The organism is Algiphilus sp. (assembly GCF_023145115.1).
Lineage (GTDB): Bacteria > Pseudomonadota > Gammaproteobacteria > Nevskiales > Nevskiaceae > Algiphilus.
The window spans coordinates 1-25180 of record NZ_JAGLEJ010000001.1 but is presented as its reverse complement, the minus strand read 5'-3'; the positions used below and the strand labels follow the sequence as shown (position 1 = coordinate 25180).

The following is a 25180-nucleotide window of genomic DNA, read 5'->3' as shown; positions in this document are numbered from 1 at the left end:
CGGGCCGTCGTCGCGCGGCGCCTCCGAACCGAGCACGCGCATCGGCGCGATCCCCAAACCGCAACCGGATTCCTCATGCAAGCAAGACAACGCTTCACGCCGCGACCGGCGCGACGCTGGCTGCCGGCCGCAGCGATGATGCTGTGCGCCTGTGCGCCGGGCTGGGCGGACGGCCGCAAGGTCATTCTCGATGACGACTTCACGGGCTTCAGCAACGTCAGTCCCTTCCTGCTGCTGCAGTCCGACGATGTCGACGTGCTCGGCTTCACGGTGGTCAGCGGCGTGGCCTGGCATGACCAGAACGTGGCGCATGCGCTGCGCAAGCTGGAGATCGCCGGCCGCACCGACATCCCGGTGGTGCCGGGCGCGGTGCATCCGCTGCTCAACTCCAAGGCCGCGACCGAGCGCTGGGAAACCCTCCACGGCGAGCTGGTCTTCAAGGGCGCGTGGGAGGACGAGCCGCCGCTCGGCGCCGTCGAGGGCTACGACGGGCTGTCCGACCCGGACGTCGTCCCGCCGCTGCTCGAGGGTCAGCCGGCCACCGAGCCGGCGGACGATATCGCCGCCGCGTTCCTGGTGCGCATGGTCAATCGCCATCCCGGCGAGGTCACCATCATCGCCAACGGGCCGCTCACCAATCTTGCCATCGCCCAGAGCCTGGATCCGGATTTTGCCGCCAAGGCGAAGGAGCTGGTCTACATGGGCGGCAGCCTCAACCCGCAGCAGCGCCGCGACACCGAGGCCGCGGCGCAGTCGGCGCACGAGTACGCCAACACGCCGCGCCTGGAGTTCAACTTCCGCTGGGACCCGGAGGCCGCGAGCATCGTGTTCCGGGCGCCGTGGCGGAAGATCACCATGGTGCCGGTGGACCCGTCGACCGAGACCGAATTCCGCCCCGATCTCATCGAGGAGCTGACCCGCGCCGATACTGCGCTCACCGATGCCGTGGAGCGCTTCGTCGTGCCCGGCCTGCCGATGTGGGACGAGCTCAGCATCGCGGTCTGGCTGGATCCGACGCTCATCGAGGTCTCGGAGCCGCTCTACATCGACGTCGATACCAGCTTCACGGCCGGCTACGGCAATACCCTGTCGTGGACCGAGGACCATCGTCCCGGGCTCGGCGAGCGCGAGCAGACGGTGGTCCGCGACATCCGGCTCGAGCCGTTCGAGCGCATGCTGGTCGAGCGCATCAATCGGTCCCTGGATCGGTAGCGGGGTATCGCGGCGGTCCCGGCGGGCGGTGGATCGAGGTCGGGCCAGCACCCTGACGGTCGCGTGCGCCGGCACATCGTCGGCGTCGTCGACCGGCCGGCCAGGTCGGTACCCGTGCGCGCGTACGGGCCTTCGCCCGGGTACATCCGACGCGTCGGCGCTTCAGGCCACCGTGTGCGAGTGCGGCGCCGTCGCGTTCGCCTGATGCCGCTCGCGTGCCCGCTGCAGCAGCTGAGCGGTCACGCTGATGGCGATCTCCTCCGGGGTGTCACTCTTCATGGGCAGCCCGATGGGCGCCTCGATGCGCCGGCGCTCGGCGGCATCGACACCGGCCTCCGCCAGGGCGCTGCCGATGGCGTGGATCTTGGCGCCGCTGCCCATCACGCCGAGGAAGCGGAAGTCGCGGCCGACGCAGCCGAGCAGGGCGCGCACGTCGGACGGGAAATCGCTGGTCATGACCACCACGTCGGTGATGCCCGGGTAGGGGATGGCGGCGCCGGCGTCGGCATAGTCGCGCACCACGACGCGGCGGTCGGCGGCGTCGTTGTCGCGGAAGGTGGCCACCTCGGCGCGGCGGTCGAACACCGTGACGTGGTAGCCCACCGACGCCATGGTGCGGCTCAGCGCGCGGCCGCAGTGACCGCCGCCGATGATGGCGATGCGGTTCGGGTTGAGCAGCTGTTCGGTGTAGCGCCATGCCGCGTCGTGCTCGAGCCGGCAGGCAGGTGCGTCGGGATCCGGTTCGGCGGTGTCGCAGCGCAGGCCGTGCCGGTCGATGATGAAACGCCCGCGGTCGCCGTCGCGTTCCAGCGCGGCCAGGCGCGCGACCACGGGGCCGTCGCGCGCGGGCAGCAGCACCAGCTCGATGTTGGTCTGCCGGCCGGCGCAGATGAGGCCCGACTCGCCCGCGCCGACGACGGCGGGATCGCGGCGTTGATGGCGCAGCGGCACCAGGCGCGGTCGCCGCCACGGATCGGCCAGCGCCAGTCGCGCTTCGGCGAGCAGGTTGCGCTCCATCATGCCGCCGCCGATGGTGCCGAGCTGGCTGCCGTCGGCACGCACCAGCATGCGCGCGCCGGTGGTGCCGGGCGAGCCGCGGCTGTGCGCCGCCACCAGCACGACGAAGGCGGGGTCGCCGCGCTCCAGTGCGGCGGACACGTCCGCCCAGAATCCGCGGCTCATGTCGTCGTCGCGGTGCGGGCGCGCTCGACGGCGGCGAGCACCGCTTCGGGCGTGGCCGGAGCGCGCAGCTCGGGTCGATGCCCGGGCGGTCCACAGTGAGCCACCGCGTCGCGGATGGCGTGGTAGGTCGAGATGGCGAGCATGAAGGGCGGCTCGCCCACCGCCTTGGAACGGTAGATCGTCTCCTCGCGATTGGGTGCGTCGGCGAGCAGCCGTATGCGGGTCTCGGCAGGCCAGTCGCGGGCGGTGGGGATCTTGTAGGTCGACGGCGCGTGCGTGGTGAGACGGCCGGCGTCGTTCCAGCACAGCTCCTCCGAGGTCAGCCAGCCGACGCCCTGCAGGAAGCCGCCCTCGATCTGGCCGACGTCGATGCCCGGGTTCAGCGAGCGCCCGGCGTCGTGCAGGATGTCGACGCGCAGCAGCCGTGTCTCGCCGGTCAGGGTATCGATGGCCACCTCGCTGACCGCGGCGCCGTACGCGAAGTAGTAGAACGGTCGACCGGTGAAGGTGTTCTTGTCCCAGTCGATCCGGGGCGTGCGGTAGTAGCCGGTGGCCGACAGCGACACGCGGGCCGTGTAGGCGGACTCGCAGACCTCCGCGAATGCGAGGACGTGGTCGCCGGCGCGGACCGTCCCGTCCGCGAAGCGCACGGCGTGCGGCGGGACATCGAAGCGCTCGCAGAGGTGCTCGCGCAGCCGCTCGCGGATGGTGCGCGCGGCGATGGCGGCCGCCATGCCGTTGAGGTCCGAACCCGACGACGCCGCGGTGGCGGAAGTGTTGGGCACCTTGCTGGTGTCGGTGGTCGAGGCGCGGATGGCCGACAGCGGCAGGCCCATCTCGCGGGCCACGATCAGCGCCACCTTGGTGTGCAGGCCCTGGCCCATCTCGGTGCCGCCGTGGTTGAGCAGCACGCTGCCGTCGCGATAGACGTTGATCAGCGCCCCGGCCTGGTTGTAGTGGGTGGCCGTGAAGGAGATGCCGAACTTGACCGGCGTCATCGCCAGCCCGCGCTTGATGATCGCGTTGTCGGCGTTCCAGACCGCGATCCGGCGCTGCCGGTCGCGGTACTCGCTGGTGGCCTCCAGCTCGGCGAGCAGGCCGGGCAGCACGTTGTCCTCGACGGTCTGGCCGTAGGGCGTCACGTCGCGGCCGGCGGCGCCGTAGAGATTGGTGCGCCGCACGTCGAGCGCATCGCGGCCCAGATGACGGGCGACATCGTCGATGATGGACTCGATGACCATCATTCCCTGCGGACCGCCGAAGCCGCGGAAGGCGGTGTTCGACACCGTATGCGTGCGGCAGCGGTGCGAGACGATGGCGACGTGCTCGAGGAAGTAGGCGTTGTCGAGGTGGCACACCGCGCGGTCGTTGACCGGCAGCGACAGGTCCGCCGAATAGCCGCAGCGCGAGGCCAGCATGATCGACAGCCCGGTGATGCGTCCGTCGTCGTCGAAGCCCACCTCGTAGTCGGCCAGGAAGTCGTGGCGCTTGCCGGTGATGGTCATGTCCGCGTCGCGGTCCAGCCGCAGCTTCACCGGCCGGCCGGTGCTCCGCGCCATCACCGCAGCGGCCGCCGCGAGCAGCGCCGGCTGGCTCTCCTTGCCGCCGAAGCCGCCGCCCATGCGCCGGCACTGCACCACCACATCGTGCGCCGCGACGCCGAGGGCGTGCGCGACGATGTGCTGCACCTCGCTGGGGTGCTGCGTTGAGCTGTAGACCAGCACGCCGCCGTCGTCCTGCGGCAGCGCCGCGGCGATCTGGCCCTCGAGATAGAAGTGATCCTGGCCGCCCATCGTGACGGTGCCGCTCAGCCGGTGCCGCGCGGCCGCGAGCGCACCGTCGGCATCGCCGCGGCGCAGCGTGCGCGTGGGCGCGACGAACTGCTCCGCTGCAATGGCCTCGCGGATGCCGAGAATCGCGGGGAGCGGCGTGATGTCGGCGCGCGCCATGGTGGCGGCGCGCCGCGCCGCGCCGTAGCTGGTGGCGGCCACGAGGAAGAGCGGCTGACCGGCGTAGCCGATCTCGTCGGCGGCGAGCAGCGGGTCGTCGTGGACCACGCCACCGTAGTTGTTCTCGCCCGGGATGTCGGCGGCGGTGATGACCGCGACCACGCCGGGGGCGGCGCGTACCGCGGCGAGATCGAGCGCCTCGAGCCGGCCGTGGGCGCAGTCGCTGACGCCGAAGGCGGCGTGCAGGGTGCCGGCCGGCAGCGGGATGTCGTCGCAGTAGCGCGCCCTGCCGGAAACGTGCAGTCGGGCACTCTCGTGATGCGCGCCGGCGCCGGTCTCGATGCGCGGTACCGCGGTGTCGGCCGCCATCAGACCGCGACCGCCGCCAGCCGTACCGTGGCGCCGGCCTGTTCGAGAAGGAAACGGCGCAGCAGATTGCCGGCAGCGCGCAGGCGATAGCCCTCGCTGGCCCGCATGTCCCCGATCGGTGCGAAGTCATGGGCCAGCGCCGTGACGGCGGCCTCGATGGCGGCTTCCGTCAGCGGCTGCCCGCGCAGCGCGGCTTCGGCGTGGCGCGCGCGCGCCGGGGTGGCCGCCATGCCGCCGAAGGCCAGCCGGGCATCGCCGATGCGCTCGCCGTCATGCACGATCCGGATGCCCAGGCAGACCGCCGAGATATCCTGGTCGAAGCGCTTGGCGAGCTTGTAGCAGGCGGTGCGCTCGCCTTCGGCCGGCGGCGGCACGTGCACGGCTTCGACGAATTCGCCCGGCGTCAGATCCTTGCGCTGATAGCCCAGGTAGAAATCCTCCAGCGGCAGTTCCCGCTGATGATCCCCGTGGCGCAGCGTGATGCGGGCGCCGCAGGCGATCAGCGCCGGCATCGAGTCGCCGATCGGCGAGCCGTTGGCGATGTTGCCGACCAGGGTGCCGGAGTTGCACACCGGCGGCGATGCGAAGCGCTGCGCCACTTCGGCCAGCGCCGGCCGTTGCGTCACGAGCGCGGGCCAGGCGCTGGACAGCGGCACCGCTGCGCCGATGTGCAGGCCGTCGGGGTCCGAGACGATGCGCTGCAGCTCGGGCACCTCGCCGAGATAGATCAACGGCGGCAGCGTGCGCAGGTCCTTGTTCACCCAGAGCCCGATGTCGGTGGCGCCGGCGAGCAGCAGCGCATCCGGCGTCGCGGCCACTGCATCGGCGAGGGCGGTCAGCGAGCGCGGCGCGTGGAAGTCGGGCAGGTGCAGATCGGCGTCGCGCGCCAGCGCGTCGAGGGCGCGTCGGCGCGCGGCATCGGCGGCGTCGGCGCGCGACCAGCGTGCCGGTTCCGGATAGGCGCCGGCGCAGCGCGCTGCCTCGACGATCGGCCGGTAGCCGGTGCAGCGGCAGAGGTTGCCGGCCAGCGCGTCGAGCACGCGCTCGCGCGTCGGTGCCGGCTCGTCGAGGTAGAGCGCGAGCAGCGACATCACGAAGCCGGGCGTGCAGAAGCCGCACTGCGAGCCGTGGCAGTCGACCAGCGCCCGCTGTACCGGATGCAGGGTGCCGTTGGGCGCCTGCAGGCTTTCGACGGTGAGCAGTTCCTTGCCGTCGATGGTGGGAAGAAAGCGGATGCAGCTGTTGACGGCGCGATAGCGCACGCCGTCGCCGTCGTCGCGCTCGCCGAGCACCACCGTGCAGGCGCCGCAGTCGCCCTCGGCACAGCCTTCCTTGGTGCCGGTGCGGCCGGCGTGGTCGCGCAGCCATTCCAGCACCGTGGTGGTGGCCGGCAGTCCGCTTGCCTCGACGGTTTCGCCGTCGAGTCGGAAGCGGATGGTGGTGTCGTTCGGGGTGGTCATCGTCCTCGTCACGGATGGTGTGCCGGGCTGCCTGCCGGCATTCGCACCATTCGATGCCGCAAGTTCCGTGCCCGGCGGTACAAATGCATGCAACCTTGCATGCACAAAGTCTGCGCAGCGCTTCCCCGCGCCGGTGCATGTCTGCACCGGCGCGGCGGCGATGCGGCTACTCGGCGCCGGGGGTGGGGCGGGTGAGCAGATCGGCCATCAGGGTCTCGAGCGCGGCGACGTCCACCTCCAGCACCGCCACCTGGCGCTGCTCGCCGAGGCCCGGCTCGTAGCCCGGCGACCACGACAGCATGTCGCCGTAGGACGGGCCGAACATGGTGTTGATGTCGACGAACAGCTCCTCGGATTCGGTGATCAGATCGGGCTCGAGCCAGACGCCGGCCGCGATGATGTCCCACAGCGGGAATCCGGGCTCGGCCTCGGCCAGCTTCTCGGCCAGCAGCGTGTCGGTGTCGGAGATGCGCGCGATCAGCTCCGGCGTCAGCTCGGTGGCGGTGGAAGGGTCCACCGGGATCATGACGATGCGCTTCCACGGCGCGCGCAGCGCGATGGCGGCGGCTTCGGGATCGAAGCGGATGTTGAATTCGCGGCGCGGCGAGTTGACGAACTCGCGCGCGAACTGCTCGGCGGCGACGCTGTCCAGCTCCTGCTGCGGGTTGAGGCTGCCACCCATGTAGATCAGCTCCTTCGCCAGGCTCGCGAACTCGGGGTCGAGGCGCTGGGCGAGGGCGAGGTTGGTGAGCGGGCCGGTGGCGAGGATGGAGACCTCGCCGGGATGCTCGCGCACGGCCTGGATCATGAAGTTGGCGGCGATGAGGTCCGCCGCCTCGGTGGTGGGGTTGCCCCAGGGGTGGTCGGGCACCTCGTCGGGACCGTGATAGGTGGGCAGGCTCTGTTCGGTGGGCTCGACCCACTCGGTGTGCCAGGCGCCCTTCCAGATCAGGCGGCCATAGAGCTTCTCCCAGAGCGCGGTGCGCGCCTCGGTGTTGAGCAGCGGGTAGGTGGCGCCCTCGTATACCGGGATGTCGGTGCGGCCGGCGATCTCGAGCCTGCGCAGCGCGTCGGCGGTGGCCGCCTTCGCCCAGACGTTGCCGGACACCGTGGTGGCGCCCAGCACCTCGGCTTCCGGCGCCATCACCACCATCCACTGCGCGGTGTTGAAGCCGTCGTCGTCGACGATGATCTTGCGGCCTTCCCCGGCGCCGACGTCGCCGGCGGAGAGGACGAGAGCGGCGAGCAGCGCGGCACGCGCCGCGCGGTGACGGGATCGGGGCATGAGCGGTTCCGGTGCGGAGATGGGGATGGGCGGCCGCCTACTGGAGGAAGGCCAGATAGAGCAGGAAGAGCACGGCCAGGACGTACATCACCGGGTGCACCTCGCCGCCGCGGCGGGCGGCGAGCATGCTCAGCGCGTACATCATGAAACCGATGGCGATGCCGGTGGCGACGCTGAAGGTCAGCGGCATCATCAGCATGGTGAGGAAGGCGGGCAGCGCGATCTCGAAGCGGTCCCAGGCGATGTCCTTGAGCGAGGCCACCATCAGGCCGCCGACCACGATCAGCGCCGGCGCGGTGACCGCCGAGGTCACCACCGCTAGCAGCGGCGAGAACCACAGCGCCGCAAGGAACAGCAGGCCCACCACCACTGCCGTGAAGCCGCTGCGGCCGCCCGCCGCGACGCCGGACGCCGACTCGATGTACGAGGTCGTGGAGGAGGTGCCGATGATGCCGCTGAACAGGGTCGCGACCGCGTCCATCGACAGCGCCCTGCCGGCACGCGGCAGGCGGTTGTCGCGGGTCAGGCCGGCCTGGTTCGCCACCGCCATGATGGTGCCGGTGGTGTCGAAGAAGTCGACGAAGAGCATGGTCAGGATGACCACCGCCATGTCCCAGCTCAGCAGTTCGCCGAAATGGGTCAGCGCGACGCCGAAGGTCTCGCCGATGCCCGGTACCGCGCCCACCAGCCGGTCCGGCGGGCTGATCTGGCCGCTGACCAGTCCCACTACCGCGGTCGCCACCATGCCCAGGAATATCCCACTGCGGATGCCCAGCGACAGCAGGACCACGGTCACCACCACGCCGAAGATCGCGAGCAGTGTGCCGCCGCTCTCGAACGGACCGAGGCTGACCAGCAGCACCTCGTTGTCGACGATGATGCCGGCGTTCTGCAGGCCGATGAAGGCGATGAACAGACCCACCCCGGCGGCCACCGCGTGCTTGAGCTCCAGCGGGATGGCGTTGACCACGCGCTCGCGCGCGCCGGTCACCGACAGCAGCAGGAACACGCAGCCGCTGATGATGGTGCCGCACAGCGCGGTCTGCCACGGGATGCCCATGCCGAGGATCACGGTGTAGGCGAAGAAGGCGTTGAGGCCCATGCCGGGCGCCAGCGCGATCGGGTAGCGCGCCACGATGCCCATCAGCAGACAGCCGAAGGCGGCCGCCAGCGCCGTGGCCGTGAACACCGCGTCGCGCGGCATGCCAAGCGCCGCCGCTTCGCCCCCGACATCGCTCAGCGACAGCACGGCCGGATTCACGAAGAGGATGTAGGCCATCGCCAGAAAGGTTGTCAGGCCGGCCAGGCATTCGCGCCGGAAGTTGGTCCCGAGCTGCTCGAACTCGAAGTAGCGGGCGATGCGGTTCACGAGGGGCTCCCTGCGGAAGATGCGGCCGGCGGCACGCGGTCGATACAGCGTTGTATACAATTATCCTGGCAAGCAAGGCGCGTGCCGGAACGTTCCCGGCGGACGTGTCGCGGGGGCACCGGCCGGCGTCGGCTCAGGCGCAGCGCGCGATCATCGCCACCGGTCCGCCGCCGGGCGGGCCGTGGTGCTCGGCGCGCGTCGAGACATAGATCGCAGTCTCGCCGGTGACGCCGGCGAGCTGCGCAGCGACCACGCAGCGCGAATAGCGCATGTCGCTGATGTCGTCGTCGGTGATCATGGTGTGGCGCCGCCCGCGGATGCGGTGGCGGTAGTCGGCGTCCGACTTCGCGAACACGCCGATCAGGCGGTCCCCTGACTCGGGTGCCAGCTGGCCGTCCGGGCAGGGCAGATCCAGTGCGTCGAGCACGCCGCGGATCGCGGGCAGATCGATGATGTCCTGCATCACGCCGTGGGCGATGCGCAGGTCGCCGTCCCACCAGCGCGAGTTGCCGAACAGCACGATCTCGCTGCGCTGCAGCCCGGGCTTGGCCGAGGTGCTGGCCACGCCCGAATGCAGCGACCAGTCGCGGCATATGGCGTCGTCGGTGACGCGCGCGGCATCGACCTCGCCCAGCGCCACGCCCACCCCCAGCGCCGAGGCGCCGCGCGAGTGGACCATGTCGCTGCGCAGCGGGCGCCCGGCGGCGATCGCGGCGTCGGCCTCCTCGGGCGCGTAGGCCGGAATGGCGCCCTTGACCTGCACCAGATGGACATCCTCCGGGGCCTCGATGCGTGCCTGCGCCATCAGCTCGCGCACCACGCGCGCGGTCTCCTCGACCATGGCGCTGTAGCCGGTCTCGGCGGCGGAGAAGGCGCGGGTGTAGCCCACCGCCATCGCCAGGCGCTTGTCCGCCGCGGGCTCGGCCAGCGCCTCGCCGCTCTGCCACAGCACCAGCATGTGCGGCGCGGTCACGCCCTCGGTGCCGCCGGAGAACGACAGCACCACGCGGTCCTCGATCTCGGCGCGCGTCTCGCCGGTATGGCGGGCGAAGAGCTGGGCCAGTGCCACGGTGGCGAGCTCGCGCGTGAAATCGTTGGTGCCGCCGTTGCCCTCGGTCTTGCCGATGATGGCGACGATGCGATCGGGCGGGATGGTGCCGTCGGCGACCGCTGCCTCGAGGCCGGCGATGTCGGACGGGCCCGCGGTGTAGAAGCGCTGCGCGTGGACCTGCATGTCAGAACGGCACCTTCGGGACCGTTCCGGTGCGGGCGCGCACGTCGATCTTGTAGACGTCGCCGTCGTCCAGCTCCATTGGCTCCGGCGTTGCGGCCAGCGTCTTGACGACCTCCTCGGAGTTCATGGTCATGACCATGATCGACTCGTCGATGGCCATCGGGAAGTCGTGCCAGGTCCCGGCATGGATCATGACGCCGTGGCCCGGCGGCATGCGAAAGGCCACGACACTGTCGAGATCGGGCTTGTCGCGTCCCAGCTCGTGGTTGGGCTTGCCCAGCACCATCGCGTAGGGCGCGGCGCCCAGCCCGACGAAGAGCTGCGTCATGTGCATGTGGCGTTCGAGCCACACGATCTCGGGCGCCCGATGATGGATGCGCGCCATGCGCACCACCGCGCGGCCGCGGTACTGGAAGTCGAGATTGGCGCCTTCCTCGACGCTGCCCTTGTAGAACGGGATGGGCAGCCCGGCCTTGTGCGCGCGCTCGCCGAACATGACGCCGTAGTCGGCGATGTTCTCGGGCGTGGCGTCGACCATGGGGATGTCGCGGTAGGTGCAGGCGGAAGCGTCTGAATGGGCCATGCGGGGACTCCTGCGGTACAGGGACAGAGAAGGAAGTGGGCGCGTCAGCCGACGAGCATGCGCAGCCCCACCAGGGCGAGGAACACCGCGAAGCAGCGCTTGAGCGTTGCCGCCGGCATCCCGTGTGCAAGACGTGCGCCAAGCGGCGCGAACAGCACGCTGACCAGACCGACGCCGAGCAGCGCGGGCAGGTAGACATAGCCGGCGGTCCAGTCGGGCAGTGCCGGGTTGTGCCAGCCGCTGGCCACGTAGCCGGCGGTGGCGAAGGCAGCGATCGGCACCCCGAACACCGACGAGGTCCCCACCGCCCTGGCCGGTGGCGTGTTGCACCACACCAGATAGGGCACCGTCAGGCTGCCGCCGCCGATGCCGATCAGCGCCGATACCGCGCCGAACACCGTCGAGATGCCGAGCAGCCCGGGCGTGCCGGGCAGGCTGCGCGTCGGCGGCGGCTGGCGGTTGAGGAACATCTGCACGGCGACCAGCAGTCCGGCGATCCCGAAGGCGCGCGACAGCATCGTGCTGGAGGCCGCATCGGCGAGCAGCGCGCCGACGATGGCGCCGGCGATCAGTCCCGGCACCATGCGCCGGACCACCGGCCACAGCACCGCGCCGTGGGCATGATGCGAGCGCGCCGACGAGGCGGCCGTGAAGATGATCACCGACAGCGAGGTGGCCACTGCAAGGTGCATGGTGTGCTCGGGCGCCAGGCCCTGGAGCCCGAACAGGCCGGCCAGGATGGGCACCATGAGGATGCCGCCGCCGACACCGAGCAGGCCGGCGATCAGACCGGTGGCGACGCCGACGAGGGGGTAGAGCAGCTCGATGGGCATGACGCGCGTTCCTCAGGCGAGCGCGGCCGTGCCCGGCCCGCGCGGATCGTGGGCGGCGCGCGGACCGGCGCCGGTGAGCTGCAGCAGGCCGGCCTCGCCCATCATGCGGTTGCGCGCCGGCACCGTCTCGACCGGATGGCCGCGGCGCTCGAGCTCGGCGATGACGGCTTCGCCGAAGTCCGCCTCCAGCTTGAGCGTCTGGCGGCTGTCCTCGAAGCCCGGGCCGAGCAGGAAGCGCGGCCGCGCGAGCGCCACGCTCGGGGCCAGGCCGAGATCGATGACCCGCCACAGCAGCTGCGCGACGGTCTGCGCCTGGCCGTTGCCGCCCTGCGTGCCCGCCAGCAGCTGCAGACGTCCGTCGCGACGGTAGGCGACCGGCGTCAGCGTGTGCAGCGGGCGCCGGCCCGGCCTCAGCGCGTTGGGCGCGTCGGTATCGGCCGAGAAGGCGGCGCCGCGGTTGTGCCACAGCACACCGGTGTCGCCGGCGATGACGCCGCTGCCGAAGTCGAAGTAGAGGCTCTGCATCAGGCAGGCGGAGCGGCCCGTCCGGTCGGTGGCGGCCAGCCACACGGTGTCGGCCTGCGGCATGCGTGCGGCCGGGGCGAAGCCGCCGATATCGGCCGCGCGCCGGTCGAGCACGCGCGCATCGAGCATGGTCGCCACCATGTCCGGCGGGCTGCTGCCGGTGGCGTCCGGATCGGCGACGACGCGGTCGCGGTCGGCCAGCGCGTGGGCCACGCATCGCGCCAGCACGTGCAGTGTCCCGGCGCGCTCGGGCGGTGCCGGTCCATCGGCGGCGCGTTCGAAGAGGCCCATGATCTGGAGCAGCGCCGCGCCCTGGCTGGGCGGCGGTGCGGCCAGCAGCGTGCCGCCGCGGTACGCCATTGCCAGCGGCTGCTCGATGCGTGCCCGGCACCCGGCGAGATCGGCCGCTGTGAGCGGTGCACCCGCGGCGCCGAGACCGTCTGCAATGCGATCGGCCAGCGGCCCTTCGTAGAACGCGCGTCCGCCGTCGCGCGCGATGATGTCGAGCGTCTCCGCCAGTGCCGGCTGGGGCAGCGGCGTGCCGGGATCGGGAACCCGGCCATCGGGTTCGAAGACGGCGCCGAAGCCGGGCTGTGTCCGCAGCAGGTCCCGCCGCTGCGTGTGCCAGTAGTGCTGCGAAGCCGTCACCGGCGCGCCCTCGCGCGCCAGGGCGGCGGCGGGGCCGAGCAGCGCCGCCCACGGCCGCGTGCTCCGCCAGTGCGTGCGGCTGTGGGCATGGGCCTGCCACCAGCTGTCCACGGCGCCGGCCGCGGTCAGTGCCGAGCCCGGTCCGCGGAGCGGTACCGGCGGTACGCCCGGATCGGCCGCGGCCTGGCCGAAGCCGGTGATCACGGTGGTCGCGCCGTCGGGCTCGGTGACCAGCCATACCGCGTCGCCGCCCAGGCCGCACATGTGCGGGTAGGCGACGGCCAGCACGGCACCGGCCGCGACCAGCGCCTCGATGGCGCTGCCATCGTCGGCGAGCACGGCGCGCGCCTGCTCGGTCGCCAGCGGATGCGGTGTGGTCGCGGCTGTCGCGCCGGCCGGATCAGGAACCATCATGGAGCCAATTGCATACAACGTGGTGCACATTGTGTCCCGTTGCGGTGCGGCCGACAAGTCGGACCGCGTCGGGCGTCGTGACCGGGGTGGGCGAACGACGTATTTCTCCGCCCATATCGGGTGATACTCTCTGCATACAGGGATGGATACAATCGTGCCGTCGGCAGCGTCATCCACCCGGTTGAACGCAAGAAGGAGACCCACTTGGCCCGCTCGAAGCAATCCACCAACGGGGAAGTGCACGAGAAGCTGCGCGAGATGATCCTCAATTTCGAGCTCTATCCCGGCAGCCGCATCACCGAGACCGAGCTCGCCGAGCGCTTCTCGGTCAGCCGCACGCCCATTCGCGAAGCGCTGCAGCGCCTGGCCTACGAAGGCCACATCGTGATCCTGCCCAAGCAGGGCTGCTTCGTGCGCAACATCGACATCGACGAGCTCACCCAGCACTACCGGGTGCGCGTCAGCCTCGAGATGCTCTCGCTGGAGACCGCCTGCGCGACCATGTCGGACGAGGATCTGGAGGCGCTCGGCGAGGCCTGGGATCCGGTGGAGCAGACCGGCCGCACCGACAACTCCGAGAAGATGGAGGCGCGCGACGAGTCCTTCCACATCGCGCTCGCCGAGGGCGGCGGCAACAAGGCGCTGGCGCACTATCTGCGCCAGGTGAACAACCAGATCCGCGTGATCCGCCGGCTCGACTTCACCAACAGCGATCGCATCGACCGCACCTACGCCGAGCACCACGAGATCGTGCAGTGCCTGCTGCGCCGCGATCTCGATACCGCCAAGGCGCTGATGACGACGCACATCACGCGCAGCGAGGATTTCGCCAAGTCGCTGACCCTGCGTCAGCTCGCCCGCAAGGCGGAGATGTAGCGCGCGCATCGCGCCGGCCCGCATCCCGGCGGGGCCGGGCGCGCTCCCGCGGCCCGAATGATGGGCGCGGTAAGTTGTAGCGTACAATGATGTATACAATTGGCACCGGATTTGCTTGCCTAGGTATGCGGCTTCCGGTGCCGGTTCGTGCAGCTACCCCGTGCACGTGCCCGGAACCGGTCGCCGCGGCGAAGCGGGTCGGCGCGGTCGGGTCGACCCCGGGCACACCATCAGGGCGGCGGCCGGATTCCCGGCGCCGCGCGAGGGAGATAGGGGTTTGGCGAAACGCGATGCCGCTTCCACACCGCCGCTGCTCGACGAGCTGCGGCGGGCCTATGCCGACGACCGCACCAGCGTCGCCGAGGTCATCGAGCGCTGTCTGATCGCGGCCGACGAGGCCGATGCGTGCAATGCCTGGATCCATCGTGTGCCCGCCGACGAGCTGCGCGCGATCGCGGACGCGATGGACCGGCGCCGCCGTGTCACCGACGCGGCCGCGCTGCCGCCGCTGTACGGGATTCCCTTCGCGGTCAAGGACAACATCGATGTCGCGGGCATGCCCACTTCGGCGGGCTGCCCGGACTTCACCTTCATGCCGGCCGAAAGCGCACGGGTGGTCGCGCGGCTCCAGGCGGCGGGCGCGATCCTCATCGGCAAGACCAATCTCGACCAGTTCGCGACCGGGCTGGTGGGCACGCGCTCGCCCTTCGGCGCCTGCCGCAATCCACGGAACCCCGACTACATCGCCGGCGGCTCGAGTTCGGGGTCGGCCATCGCGGTCGCCTGCGGCGCCGTTCCCTTCGCGCTGGGTACCGATACCGCCGGATCGGGCAGGGTGCCCGCCGCGCTCAACAACATCGTCGGTCTCAAGCCGTCGCGCGGCATGCTGAGCAACCGGGGCGTCTTTCCGGCATGCCGCTCGCTGGATTGCGTCTCGGTCTTCGCGCTGTGCGTCGAGGATGCCTACGAGGTGCTGCGGATCGCGATGGAACACGACGCCGCCGATCCCTTCGCGCGTGCGTGCCCGCCGCGCCGCGGCATTGCCGCACCGGGCAGCGCCTTCCGCTTCGGCGTGCCGCGCGACGAGGATCTCGAGTTCTACGGTGACGCCGATGCCGAGCGCTGCTTCGCGGACACGGTGCGTCGCCTGGTCGCCATCGGCGGGCAGCCGCAGCAGGTCGATTTCCGGCCCTTCCGCGAGGCCTCCTGCCTGCTCTACGAGGGGCCGTGGATCGCCGAACGCTATCTGGCGGTGCGTGCCTTCCTCGGTGCCCATCCGGAATCGATGATCGCGCCCACCCGCGAGATCATCGGGCGCGGCGCGGCGCTCACCGCCGCCGACGCCTTTGCCGCCTACTACCGTCTGCAGGAGATCCGCCGTCGCATCGCCGGCGAGTGGGACCGGATCGACTGCCTGGTCACGCCCACCGTGCCGACCACCTATCGGATCGCGGACATCGCCGCCTCGCCCGTGGAACTCAACAGCCGGCTCGGCTACTACACCAACAACGTCAATCTGCTCGACCTGTGCGCGATGGCGGTGCCCGCCGGATTCCTCGCCGAGGGGCAGCCCTACGGCGTCACGCTGTCGGCGCCCGCCTTCAGCGAGCAGGGCCTGTACCGGATCGCCAGCGATCTCCACCGCGCGGTGGATCTCCCCCTGGGGGCATCGTCGCGGCCGTTGCCGGACGGGCTGAGCACCCCCCGCTTCCCGGCGCCGCCCGACGCCATCCTGCTCAGCGTGAGCGGCGCCCACATGGCGGGGCTGCCGCTCAACCATCAGTTGACGAGCATCGGGGCGGTGCTGGAGCAGCGCACGCAGACGGCACCCTGCTATCGCCTGTACAGCCTCGACGGCTTCGACCCGCCGCGACCCGGAATGGTGCGCGACGCCGACGGCGTGGCCATCGAGGTCGAGGTCTGGGCGGTGCCGCGCGAGGGCTTCGGCGGATTCGTCGACGGCATTCCAGCGCCGCTCGCGATCGGCACCGTCGAACTGGCCGACGGGCGCTGCGTCAACGGCTTCGTCTGCGAGCCCCATGCGCTGACCGGTGCCACCGACATCAGCGCCTGCGGGGGCTGGCGGCGCTACCTCGAGCGGGGCGCCGCCGCCTCCTAGACGGTGCGCTCAGCCTGCCGCGCGGGTCGCGAGCACCGGCTCCGCCTGCTCGTCGGCGTGGTAGGAGCTGCGCACCATCGGGCCGCTGGCGACGTGCGCGAAGCCCATGGCCTCGCCCTTGCGCTTGAGCTCGGCGAACTCCTCGGGGTGCACGTAGCGCGCCACCGGGTGATGGTGCTTGCTGGGCTGGAGGTACTGGCCCAGGGTCAGCATGTCGACGTCGTGCGCGCGGAGGTCGCGCATGACCTGCTCGACTTCGTCGATCTCCTCGCCGAGCCCGAGCATCAGGCCGGACTTGGTGGGCACCTCGGCGTGCGTGGCCTTGAAGCGCTCGAGCAGGTCCAGGGACCACTCGTAGTCCGAGCCCGGACGCGCCTGGCGGTAGAGCCGCGGCACGGTCTCGAGGTTGTGATTGAAGACGTCGGGCGGGTGATCGTTGAAGATCGCGATGGCCGGGTCCATGCGGCCGCGGAAGTCGGGCACCAGCACCTCGACGCGCACGTCCGGCGAGCGCGCGCGGATCTCGTCGATGCAGGCCGCGAAATGCCCGGCACCGCCGTCGCGCAGGTCGTCGCGGTCGACGCTGGTGATGACCACGTAGTTCAGGCCCAGTCGCGCGATGGTGTCGGCGAGGTGGGCGGGCTCGTCGGGGTCGAGCGCATCCGGCCGGCCGTGGGAGACGTCGCAGAACGGGCAGCGTCGCGTGCAGATGTCGCCCATGATCATGAAGGTGGCGGTGCCCTTGGAGAAGCACTCGCCGAGATTCGGGCAGGAGGCTTCCTCGCACACCGAATGCAGCTTCTGCTCGCGCAGCAGCGACTTGATGCGCGCGACCTCGGCCGCATTGCCCATGCGGGTGCGGATCCACGCCGGTTTGCGTTCGGCCTGCGTGGTGGTCTCGATCTTCACCGGGATGCGCGCCATCTTGTCGGCGGCGTTCATCTTGGTGCCGGGCGCCATGGGTGCGCGGCGCGGGCGCGGGGTTTCGACGGCTGAGCTCAAGCGATGTCTCGCGTTGATGCGTGGACCGAACAGTTTAACGCGTGCCGCCGGCCCTCCGCAGACCCGTCTCGGTGCGCGCTCGCCCGCCATCGGTGCTCGGGACGCTTGCGGAGGCCGTCGCGGTGCGATGTCCGGCCCGTTCCTCGCCGAGCACGATGCCGCGGATGCGGGCGTGCGCCTCGCGGCACAACGTGGCCCGGTCGGCGCCGGGAGCCAGTGCCGGCGGCAGGGTCGCATCGACGCGCATGCCCGGGCAGCGCAGTACGCGACCGAGATGGCGCACGAAGGTGTCGTCGCCGATGAACGGGGCGATGCCGGCGCCGTGAGCGCCGCCGTAGCGCAGCGCCAGTGGCTGCACCGCGCTCTCGGTGGCAACGGCGGCATCGAACAGACGCGCGTGGAAGCGCGCCACATCGCGTCCGTCGGTGGTGGTGCCCTCGGGAAACAGCACCACCAGGCCGCCGCCGCGCATGTGCGGCTGCAGGCGCTCGACCAGCGACTTGGCGCCGCCCGCGCCGCGCCGGATGAAGAAGGTGCCCGCGGCCTGGGCCAGCCAGCCGATCAGCGGCCAGTCGCGGACCTCGCGCTTGGCGATGAAGCGCGCGGGCATGCGGCTTCCGATGACCGCGATGTCGAGCCAGGAGACGTGATTGGCCACGAGCATGCGCGCCCCCGGTTGCCGGGTGCCGTGCCACACGACGTCGATGTGCAGGACCGTCAGCAGGCGGCGCAGCCACCAGGCTGCCAGCGGCTCGGGTCGCAGACGCCCGAGACTGAGAGCCACCAGCAACGCCAGCGCCAGCGCCAGCAGCAGCAGCGCCGTGACGCATCCACCGCGCCAGGCGGCACGATGGAAGGGCAGCCGGTCTGTCACCGGATCAGGCGGCCAGGCGCCTGGCCGATGCGCTGTCGGCACGCTTCAGGAAGTGGCGCGCGTAGCGCGGATTGAGCTCGCTGACGTTGAGCAGCATGAATACATCGGCGCACTGGAAGTCGCGGTCCCAGTAGGGCTCGCCGCAGGCGCGCGCGCCCAGGCTCAGGTAGGCCTTGAGCAGCGGCGGCATGCGCACCGGCGTCGACGCCACCTCGACGGCGGCCTGGTCCGCGCGCGGCAGCGGCTGATAGGGGCGCACGTGATGGCGCTGCTCGGCCATGTGGCGGCCGCGGATGGTCTCGAGCATGGCGTGCGCGCGCGCACCGCCGTCGTCGAGCGGAATGCTTGCGCAGCCGAAGAGGTAGTCGAAGCCCTCGCCGGTGATCAGGGCGGCGATGCCCTGCCATAGCGCGGCGATGACCACGCCGTTGCGGTAGTCGGCATCGACACAGGTGCGGCCGATCTCCAGCACGCGCCCGTGCAGGCCGTGGATCATCTCCAGATCGAACTCGCCGGCTGAGTAGAATCCGCCCGCCGCCGCGGCCTGCACATCGTCGAGCAGCCGGGTGCTCGCCACCACGTCGCCGCTGACGGTGTCGCGGACCAGCAGGTGGCGGCAGTGCTCGTCGTAGCGGTCGCGGTCGAGGCCGGTTCCGCCGTCGTCGATCTGCGCGCCGAGCTCGCCGGCGAAGACGCGGTAGCGCAGGCGCTGGCTTTCCGCGATCTCGTCGGCGCTGCCGGCGAGCGCGACCGAGAAGCGGTTGGCGGCGGGGAGGTCTGCGGAGAGACGGGCTGAGGGCATGGTGCGGGACCGCAAGGGCAATATCCGCGCACTCTATGAACCGGCCGTTGATGCACCGTGACAGCGTCGTGAACTTTTGATGACGCACGGGTAGGGCGCTGCGTCCCCGGTCCGCCGGGTCGCGGCGCCGTGCTGCGCGCCGCCTTTCCGCGCCCCGCGGGTGTTGCCGCTATACGCTCAGGTGCTTCCGCACGATGTCATCGGTCAGTCCGTCGATGCCGCCCTCGGCCACCAGCCGCCCCTTTTCCAGGATGCGGAAGGCGTCGGCGACGCGGCGCGCGAAGGGCAGCTTCTGCTCGACCAGCAGCACGCTCAGGCCCTCCTCGCGGTTGAGCTTGATCAGCGTGTCGCCGATCTCGGCCACGATGTTGGGCTGGATGCCCTCGCAGGGCTCGTCGAGGATCAGCAGACTGGGCTCGAAGACGAGCGCGCGCCCGATGGCGAGCTGCTGCTGCTGGCCGCCCGAGAGATCGCCGCCGCGCCGCTTGAGCATGCTCTTGAGCACCGGGAACAGCGCGAAGATGCGCTCCAGGGCGTCGGCCGAGCGGTCCCTGCGCACGTTGACGCCGAGCTGAAGGTTCTCGGCAACGGTGAGCTGCGGGAAGATCTCGCGCCCCTGCGGCACGTAGCCGATGCCCATCGCGGCGCGCCGGTCGGCTGCCATGCGGGTGATGTCGGCGTCGCCGAAGTGGATCGCGCCGCTGGCCGGCAGCAGGCCCATGACGCACTTCAGCAGCGTCGTCTTGCCCATGCCGTTGCGTCCCATCAGGCAGGTGATGGCGCCCTTCGGGACGGTCATGTCGACGTCCCATAGGATGTGGCTGCCACCGTAGAACTGGTTCAGCCCGCGAAGCTGGAGACTGGTCTCACTCACCGAGATATACCTCGATCACGCGTGGGTCGTTCTGCACCTCGTCCATCGAGCCCTCGGCCAGGACGCTGCCCTCGTGCAGCACGGTGACGGTGCGGGCGATGGAGCGCACGAACTCCATGTCGTGCTCGACCACCACCACCGAGCGCTTGCCGGCGAGCCGCTGCAGCAGCTCGGCGGTGCGCTCGACCTCCTGCGGCGTCATGCCGGCGACCGGCTCGTCGACCAGCAGCAGCTCGGGTTCCTGCATCAGCAGCATGCCGATCTCGAGCCACTGCTTCTGGCCGTGCGACAGCGATCCGGCGATGACATCGCGCTCGGCGCCGAGGCCGACCAGGTCCAGGGTCTCGTCGATGTGCGCGGCCTGGTCCGCGGTCAGCTTCGCGAACAGCACCTTCCAGACGCCGCGGTCGCCCGCCATGGCGAGCTCGAGGTTCTCGTGCACGCTGTGGTGCTCGAACACGGTCGGCTTCTGGAACTTGCGCCCGATGCCCGCCTGCGCGATCCCGGGCTCGTCCATGGTCAGCAGGTTGTGGTCCTGGCCGAACCAGGCGCTGCCGGTGTCGGGTCGCGTCTTGCCGGTGATGACGTCCATCATCGTGGTCTTGCCGGCGCCGTTGGGCCCGATGATGCAGCGCAGCTCGCCGGCGTTGACGTACAGCGTCAGCGCGTTGAGCGCCCGGAAGCCGTCGAAGCTGACCGTGACGTCCTCGACGTAGAGCACGGTGCCGTGACGCAGGTCGGTGCGCGAACTGCCGGATGCGCGGTTGACGAAGTCGAAGACCCGCGAGCGGTCCGCGAAGGCCTCCAGCGGTGCGGGCAGCTTCATGACGATTTCCTCCGCTTCAGCATGCCGAGCAGGCCGACCACACCCCTCGGCAGGAACAGCGTGACCACGACGAAGAGCGCGCCCAGCGCGTAGAGCCAGACCTCCGGGAAGCTGGCCGTGAACCAGGTCTTGGCGAAGTTGACCAGTCCAGCGCCGAGCGCGGCACCGAACAGCGTGCCGCGGCCGCCGACGGCGACCCATACCACTGCCTCGATCGAGGCGATGGGCGAGAACTCGCTGGGATTGATGATGCCCACCTGCGGTACGTAGAGCGCGCCCGCCACGCCGGCAAGCATCGCCGAGACCGTGAAGATCCAGACCTTGTACAGCTCGACGCGGTAGCCGGTGAAGCGCGTGCGGCTCTCGGCATCGCGGATCGCCTCCAGCACGCGCCCCGCGCGCGAGGTGACGATGAAGCGCCCGATCAGGAAGCCCAGCGCCAGCGCGATGCCGGAGGCCACGAACAGTCCGACTCGGGTGCCGTCGGCCTGCAGATCGAAGCCCAGCAGGTCCTTGAAGTCGGTCAGACCGTTGTTGCCCCCGAAGCCCATCTCGTTGCGGAAGAAGGCGAGCATCAGCGCATAGGTCAGCGCCTGCGTGATGATCGCGAAGTAGACGCCGGTGACTCTTGAACGAAATGCCAGCCAGCCGAAGATCAGCGCCAGCGCGCCGGGTGCGACCAGCACCATCAGCGCCGCGAACCAGAACTGGTCGAAGCCGTGCCAGTACCAGGGCAGCGCGTCCCAGTTGAGGAACACCATGAAGTCCGGCAGCAGCGGATTGCCGTAGACGCCGCGGTCGCCGATCTGGCGCATCAGGTACATGCCCATGGCATAGCCACCCAGCGCGAAGAAGGCGGTGTGGCCGAGGCTGAGGATGCCGCAGTAGCCCCAGATCAGGTCGATGGCCACCGCCAGCAGCGCGTAGGTCAGGTACTTGCCGAGCAGCGCCACCATGTAGTCGGACACGTGCAGCGCGCTGCTCTCCGCCACGGCGAGGTTGCACACCGGTACCACCACGACCAGCGCCGCGAGCACGACCAGGAAGATCCAGCTGCCGCGGTCGCCCAGCAGACGGGCGAGGATCGGGCCTTGACGATTCGTCATGGTCAGCCCTCCGCCGCGCGGCCCTTCTGCGGGAAGAGACCCCGCGGGCGCCGCTGGATGAACAGGATCAGGAACACGAGCACCAGGATCTTGGCGAGCACGGCGCCGCTCCAAGGCTCGAGCAGCTTGTTGAGCACGCCCAGCGTCATGCCGCCGACCAGCGTCCCCCACAGGTTCCCGACGCCGCCGAATACCACCACCATGAAGGAGTCGATGATGTAGCTCTGGCCGAGGTTGGGGCCGACGTTGGTGAGCTGCGACAGCGCCACCCCGGCGATGCCGGCGATGCCCGAGCCCAGTCCGAAGGTCAGCGCGTCGACGCGCTCGCTGCGGATGCCCATGGCGCGCGCCATCTGCCGGTTCTGCGACACCGCGCGCACGTTCAGACCCAGCGAGGTGCGCTGCATGACCGCCATCAGCAGCGCGAACACGATCAGCGTGAACACCACGATGTAGAGCCGGTTGGCGGTGATGGCGAAGAAGTCGTTGAAGCGGATCAGCCCGCTCATCCAGTCCGGCGTTGCCACCGAGCGGTTGAGCGGCGAGAAGATCGAGCGCACCGTCTGCTGCAGCACCAGGCTGAGACCGAAGGTCGCCAGCAGCGTCTCCAGCGGCCGCCCGTAGAGGAAGCGGCAGACCCCGCGCTCGATGGCGATGCCGACCAGGCCGGAGACGACGAAGGCGGCCGGGATCGCCAGCAGCACCGCCAGCCCGATCTGATCGGGCAGCAGCAGCTGCATGACGTAGGTGGTGTAGGCGCCGAGCATGATGAGCTCGCCGTGCGCCATGTTGATGACGCCCATGACGCCGAAGGTGATGGCCAGCCCGATCGCCGCCAGCACCAGCACCGAGCCCAGGCTCAGGCCGAAGAACAGCGTCTCCAGCGCGCCGTAGAATTTGCGCAGGCTGTCGATGCGCGCGACATGCTGCGCCGCCGCCTCGTGCACGCGGGCATCCGGTTCCAGCGGCTTGCCGTCGCTGTCGGTGCGCGCGAGATCGCGGATGCGGTTGTAGACCAGGTTGGTCTGCACGCCCTTGAGCCGCTCGACCGCGGCCAGGCGCGTGTCGGCCGATTCGGCGTCGAGATCGGCGATCGCCAGCGCGACCCCGATCTGATCGCGGATGCCGTCGTCGGGCTCGTCGTCGAGCCGCGCGCGCAGCGCGGCGACGGTGGGCGCGTCGAGTTGGTCGGTGAGGGTGGTCACCGCCGCCGCGCGGGTGGCGGCGTCGTCGGCGTCGAGATCGAAGCGCGCCAGCGCGCCGCGGATGTGCTTGCGCAGGCCGTTGTTGGTGCGCACGTCGTCGAAGTCGTCCTCGTCGGCCTCGCCGGCCGTCTCGAGGGTGAGCGGATCCTTCAGCACCAGCGTGTCGTCGCGTTCTGCGACGGCGATGAAGACCTTGCCGTCGGATTCGCGCGCGAACAGGCGCTTGTCGCCGAAGGCCGCGAGCAGCTCGCGGGCGTGCGGATGGCGCCCGGCGGTGAGGGCATCGACGATGTCGCGCTTCTCGCCGAAGCTGGCCTCCGCCAGCGCCGCGACGCGTCCGGCGAACACCGCGTCCGGGTCTTCCGGAGCCACCGCCGTGGCGGGCGTTTCCGGTACCGGTTCCGGTGCCTGTCCGTGCACCGGTGTCGTCGCCGCGACCGCGAGCAGGCAGGCCGCCAGGACCAGCCAGCCGCTGCGTGCGCGGGGCGACGGGATGTGAGGGAATGCGACCCGGAACATGATGATTTCCGTGGAGAGAGCGTAAAGAGGCCGGCGCCGCTCGACGGCGCCGGCCCGTGTCTGCCGCGTCAGGCGTCTACTCGTAGTTCTGGCCCGAGCATTCACCGCTCGCGGTGTCGTAGTTGCCGCATTCCAGCTCCACCCAGTCGGCCTTGATCTTGGCGCTCTCGGGCAGGAAGTCGGACCACGCATCGCCCGGCACTTCCTCGTCGGTCTCCCAGACCACCGCGTACTGACCGTCGTCCTCGATCTCGCCGATGTAGACCGGCTTGGTGATGTGGTGGTTGGGCAGCAGCTCGGCGGTGCCGCCGGTCAGGTTCGGGACCGACAGACCCGGCAGCGTGTCGATGACGGTGTCGATGTCCGTGGTGCCGGCCTTCTCCACCGCCTTGGCCCAGAGATTGAAGCCGATGTAGTGCGCCTCCATCGGATCGTTGGTGACGCGCTCATCGTTGCCGATGAAGGCGTGCCAGCTGTCGATGAAGGCCTCGTTGGCATCGGTATCGATGCTCTGGAAGTAGTTCCACGCCGACAGATGACCGACCAGCGGGCCGGTGTCGATGCCGGAGAGCTCCTCCTCGCCGACCGAGAACGCGACCACCGGGATATCCTCGGCCGAGATCTGCTGGTTGGCGAGCTCCTTGTAGAACGGCACGTTGGCGTCGCCGTTGATGGTCGAGACCACCGCCGTCTTCTTGCCCGCCGAGCCGAAGGCCTTGATCTCCGAGACGATGCTCTGCCAGTCGGAATGGCCGAAGGGCGTGTAGTTGATCATGATGTCCGCGTCGGCCACGCCCTGATCCTTGAGGTACTGCTCGAGGATCTTGTTGGTGGTGCGTGGGTAGACATAGTCGGTGCCGGCCAGCACCCAGCGCTCGACGCCGATGTCGTTCATCAGGTAGTTCACGGCCGGAATCGCCTGCTGGTTCGGCGCCGCGCCGGTGTAGATGACGTTGCGCGAGGACTCCTCCCCCTCGTACTGCACCGGGTAGAACAGCAGCCCGTTGAGCTCTTCGACCACCGGCAGCACGGACTTGCGCGACACCGAGGTCCAGCAGCCGAAGATGACGTCGACCTTCTCCTTGGAGATCAGCTCGCGCGCCTTCTCGGCGAACAGCGGCCAGTTCGAGGCCGGATCGACCACCACCGGCTCCAGCTTCTTGCCGAGCAGCCCGCCCTTGGCGTTCTGCTCCTCGATGAGCATGAGCACGGTGTCCTTCAGCGTGGTCTCGCTGATGGCCATGGTGCCGGACAGCGAATGCAGCACGCCGACCTTGATGGTGTCGTCCTCGGCCAGCGCGCTGCCGGAGACGAGGCCCAGGCCGAGCGCGGCGGCGCTCAGCAGGCGAAGCGGTGACTTGCGAAACATGCGGTTACTCCCTGATTGCGACGTAGTGTTCGTCGGCGGTGATGCGCCGGAATGGCCCGGAACCGGCCAGCCGCCATACGCGACGGATGACCGGCTCCGGAGAGCGCATCCCCTCCGGATCCCCCCAGACATGCTCCGGAACGGGGCATGTCCGTCGGGATTCAGACTAGGAAGCGGGGGCGGGGGTCGGTATGGGGTATTTGACGTAGCGGGGGGGTGTGCTTCGTACGCTTGGTGCTTGCGGCGTGTTTGTTGCCCCGTTGGTGCTCGCAGGTTCCGCGCCTCGGAGTCTCGGCGCTTGATTCTTCCTCGTTGACCCGGTCGTGCTCCCGGGTTCCGCGCCTCGGAGCGAAAGCGCTACCGAATGTTGCCGCTCGACCGGCGCGGACTACTTTGGTTACGGCCAAAGTAGCCAAGGCCATGGTGCCGCACGGGTGGCCTACCGCGCCTCCGGCGCGGCAGGTGCCCGGCCCGGGAGTCGTGCTCGGGGGCACGGACGAACAGGACATCCCTGTCCTGATCACCCTTGCTCGACGTCCTGTCTC

The 25180-nt window shown here is 70.2% G+C and carries 20 protein-coding genes; 3 read left to right on the top strand and 17 right to left on the bottom strand.

Annotated features, from left to right (window positions below; all coding sequences use genetic code 11):
* The first annotated feature begins 75 nt into the window (after positions 1-75).
* Positions 76-1212, top strand: coding sequence for a nucleoside hydrolase (locus KAH28_RS00100; RefSeq protein WP_290573740.1), 1137 nt, complete (start codon positions 76-78; stop codon positions 1210-1212).
* Positions 1213-1374: 162 nt separating this feature from the next.
* Here the strand turns inward: KAH28_RS00100 and KAH28_RS00095 are convergent, their stop codons facing one another.
* The 9 genes from KAH28_RS00095 to KAH28_RS00055 all read right to left on the bottom strand — a co-directional run bounded on the left by KAH28_RS00095 (position 1375) and on the right by KAH28_RS00055 (position 13063).
* On the bottom strand, positions 1375-2394 hold the full coding sequence (locus KAH28_RS00095) for an XdhC family protein (RefSeq protein ID WP_290573738.1): 1020 nt from the start codon (positions 2392-2394) through the stop codon (positions 1375-1377).
* Positions 2391-4712, bottom strand: coding sequence for a xanthine dehydrogenase molybdopterin binding subunit (xdhB, locus tag KAH28_RS00090; RefSeq protein WP_290573736.1), 2322 nt, complete (start codon positions 4710-4712; stop codon positions 2391-2393). The genes KAH28_RS00095 and xdhB overlap by 4 nt, the downstream gene beginning before the upstream one ends.
* On the bottom strand, positions 4712-6172 hold the full coding sequence (xdhA, locus tag KAH28_RS00085) for a xanthine dehydrogenase small subunit (RefSeq protein WP_290573734.1): 1461 nt from the start codon (positions 6170-6172) through the stop codon (positions 4712-4714). The genes xdhB and xdhA overlap by 1 nt, the downstream gene beginning before the upstream one ends.
* A 166-nt stretch (positions 6173-6338) precedes the next feature.
* A complete protein-coding gene (locus KAH28_RS00080; RefSeq protein ID WP_290573732.1) occupies positions 6339-7457 on the bottom strand; it encodes a nucleoside hydrolase in 1119 nt (372 codons plus the stop codon).
* A gap of 37 nt (positions 7458-7494) precedes the next feature.
* On the bottom strand, positions 7495-8817 hold the full coding sequence (locus KAH28_RS00075; protein WP_366918096.1) for an NCS2 family permease: 1323 nt from the start codon (positions 8815-8817) through the stop codon (positions 7495-7497).
* Between the two features lie 142 nt (positions 8818-8959).
* Complete coding sequence (locus KAH28_RS00070) at positions 8960-10060, bottom strand: ring-opening amidohydrolase (RefSeq protein ID WP_290573727.1); 1101 nt, start codon at positions 10058-10060, stop codon at positions 8960-8962.
* Position 10061: 1 nt separating this feature from the next.
* The gene (locus KAH28_RS00065; RefSeq protein ID WP_290573725.1) at positions 10062-10643 is read right to left on the bottom strand and encodes an ureidoglycolate lyase; all 582 of its coding nucleotides are present in this window, start codon (positions 10641-10643) and stop codon (positions 10062-10064) included.
* A 44-nt stretch (positions 10644-10687) separates the two neighbouring features.
* Positions 10688-11476 carry a sulfite exporter TauE/SafE family protein gene (locus KAH28_RS00060; protein WP_290573723.1) on the bottom strand — a complete coding sequence of 263 codons (789 nt, stop codon included), beginning with the start codon at positions 11474-11476 and terminating at the stop codon, positions 10688-10690.
* A gap of 12 nt (positions 11477-11488) precedes the next feature.
* Positions 11489-13063, bottom strand: coding sequence for a gamma-glutamyltransferase (locus KAH28_RS00055; RefSeq protein ID WP_290573721.1), 1575 nt, complete (start codon positions 13061-13063; stop codon positions 11489-11491).
* A 204-nt stretch (positions 13064-13267) separates the two neighbouring features.
* Between KAH28_RS00055 and KAH28_RS00050 the strand changes: the two genes are divergently transcribed.
* Together KAH28_RS00050 and atzF are read left to right on the top strand one after the other, a co-directional pair.
* Positions 13268-13939 carry a GntR family transcriptional regulator gene (locus KAH28_RS00050; RefSeq protein WP_290573720.1) on the top strand — a complete coding sequence of 224 codons (672 nt, stop codon included), beginning with the start codon at positions 13268-13270 and terminating at the stop codon, positions 13937-13939.
* Between the two features lie 277 nt (positions 13940-14216).
* On the top strand, positions 14217-16058 hold the full coding sequence (gene atzF, locus KAH28_RS00045; protein WP_290573718.1) for an allophanate hydrolase: 1842 nt from the start codon (positions 14217-14219) through the stop codon (positions 16056-16058).
* Positions 16059-16067: 9 nt separating this feature from the next.
* Here atzF and lipA read toward each other — a convergent pair whose 3' ends face one another.
* From lipA to urtA, 8 genes are all read right to left on the bottom strand, one after another.
* Positions 16068-17018 carry a lipoyl synthase gene (gene lipA / locus KAH28_RS00040; protein WP_290573868.1) on the bottom strand — a complete coding sequence of 317 codons (951 nt, stop codon included), beginning with the start codon at positions 17016-17018 and terminating at the stop codon, positions 16068-16070.
* A gap of 76 nt (positions 17019-17094) precedes the next feature.
* A complete protein-coding gene (locus KAH28_RS00035) occupies positions 17095-17934 on the bottom strand; it encodes a lysophospholipid acyltransferase family protein (protein ID WP_290573717.1) in 840 nt (279 codons plus the stop codon).
* Between the two features lie 4 nt (positions 17935-17938).
* Positions 17939-18736 carry a GNAT family N-acyltransferase gene (locus KAH28_RS00030; RefSeq protein WP_290573715.1) on the bottom strand — a complete coding sequence of 266 codons (798 nt, stop codon included), beginning with the start codon at positions 18734-18736 and terminating at the stop codon, positions 17939-17941.
* Positions 18737-18905: 169 nt separating this feature from the next.
* The gene (urtE, locus tag KAH28_RS00025; protein WP_290573713.1) at positions 18906-19610 is read right to left on the bottom strand and encodes an urea ABC transporter ATP-binding subunit UrtE; all 705 of its coding nucleotides are present in this window, start codon (positions 19608-19610) and stop codon (positions 18906-18908) included.
* A complete protein-coding gene (gene urtD / locus KAH28_RS00020; RefSeq protein ID WP_290573711.1) occupies positions 19603-20436 on the bottom strand; it encodes an urea ABC transporter ATP-binding protein UrtD in 834 nt (277 codons plus the stop codon). The genes urtE and urtD overlap by 8 nt, the downstream gene beginning before the upstream one ends.
* Complete coding sequence (gene urtC, locus KAH28_RS00015) at positions 20433-21542, bottom strand: urea ABC transporter permease subunit UrtC (RefSeq protein WP_290573709.1); 1110 nt, start codon at positions 21540-21542, stop codon at positions 20433-20435. The genes urtD and urtC overlap by 4 nt, the downstream gene beginning before the upstream one ends.
* Before the next feature lie 2 nt (positions 21543-21544).
* Complete coding sequence (gene urtB / locus KAH28_RS00010) at positions 21545-23266, bottom strand: urea ABC transporter permease subunit UrtB (protein WP_290573707.1); 1722 nt, start codon at positions 23264-23266, stop codon at positions 21545-21547.
* A 76-nt stretch (positions 23267-23342) separates the two neighbouring features.
* On the bottom strand, positions 23343-24635 hold the full coding sequence (gene urtA / locus KAH28_RS00005) for an urea ABC transporter substrate-binding protein (RefSeq protein WP_290573706.1): 1293 nt from the start codon (positions 24633-24635) through the stop codon (positions 23343-23345).
* Positions 24636-25180 lie beyond the last annotated feature (545 nt).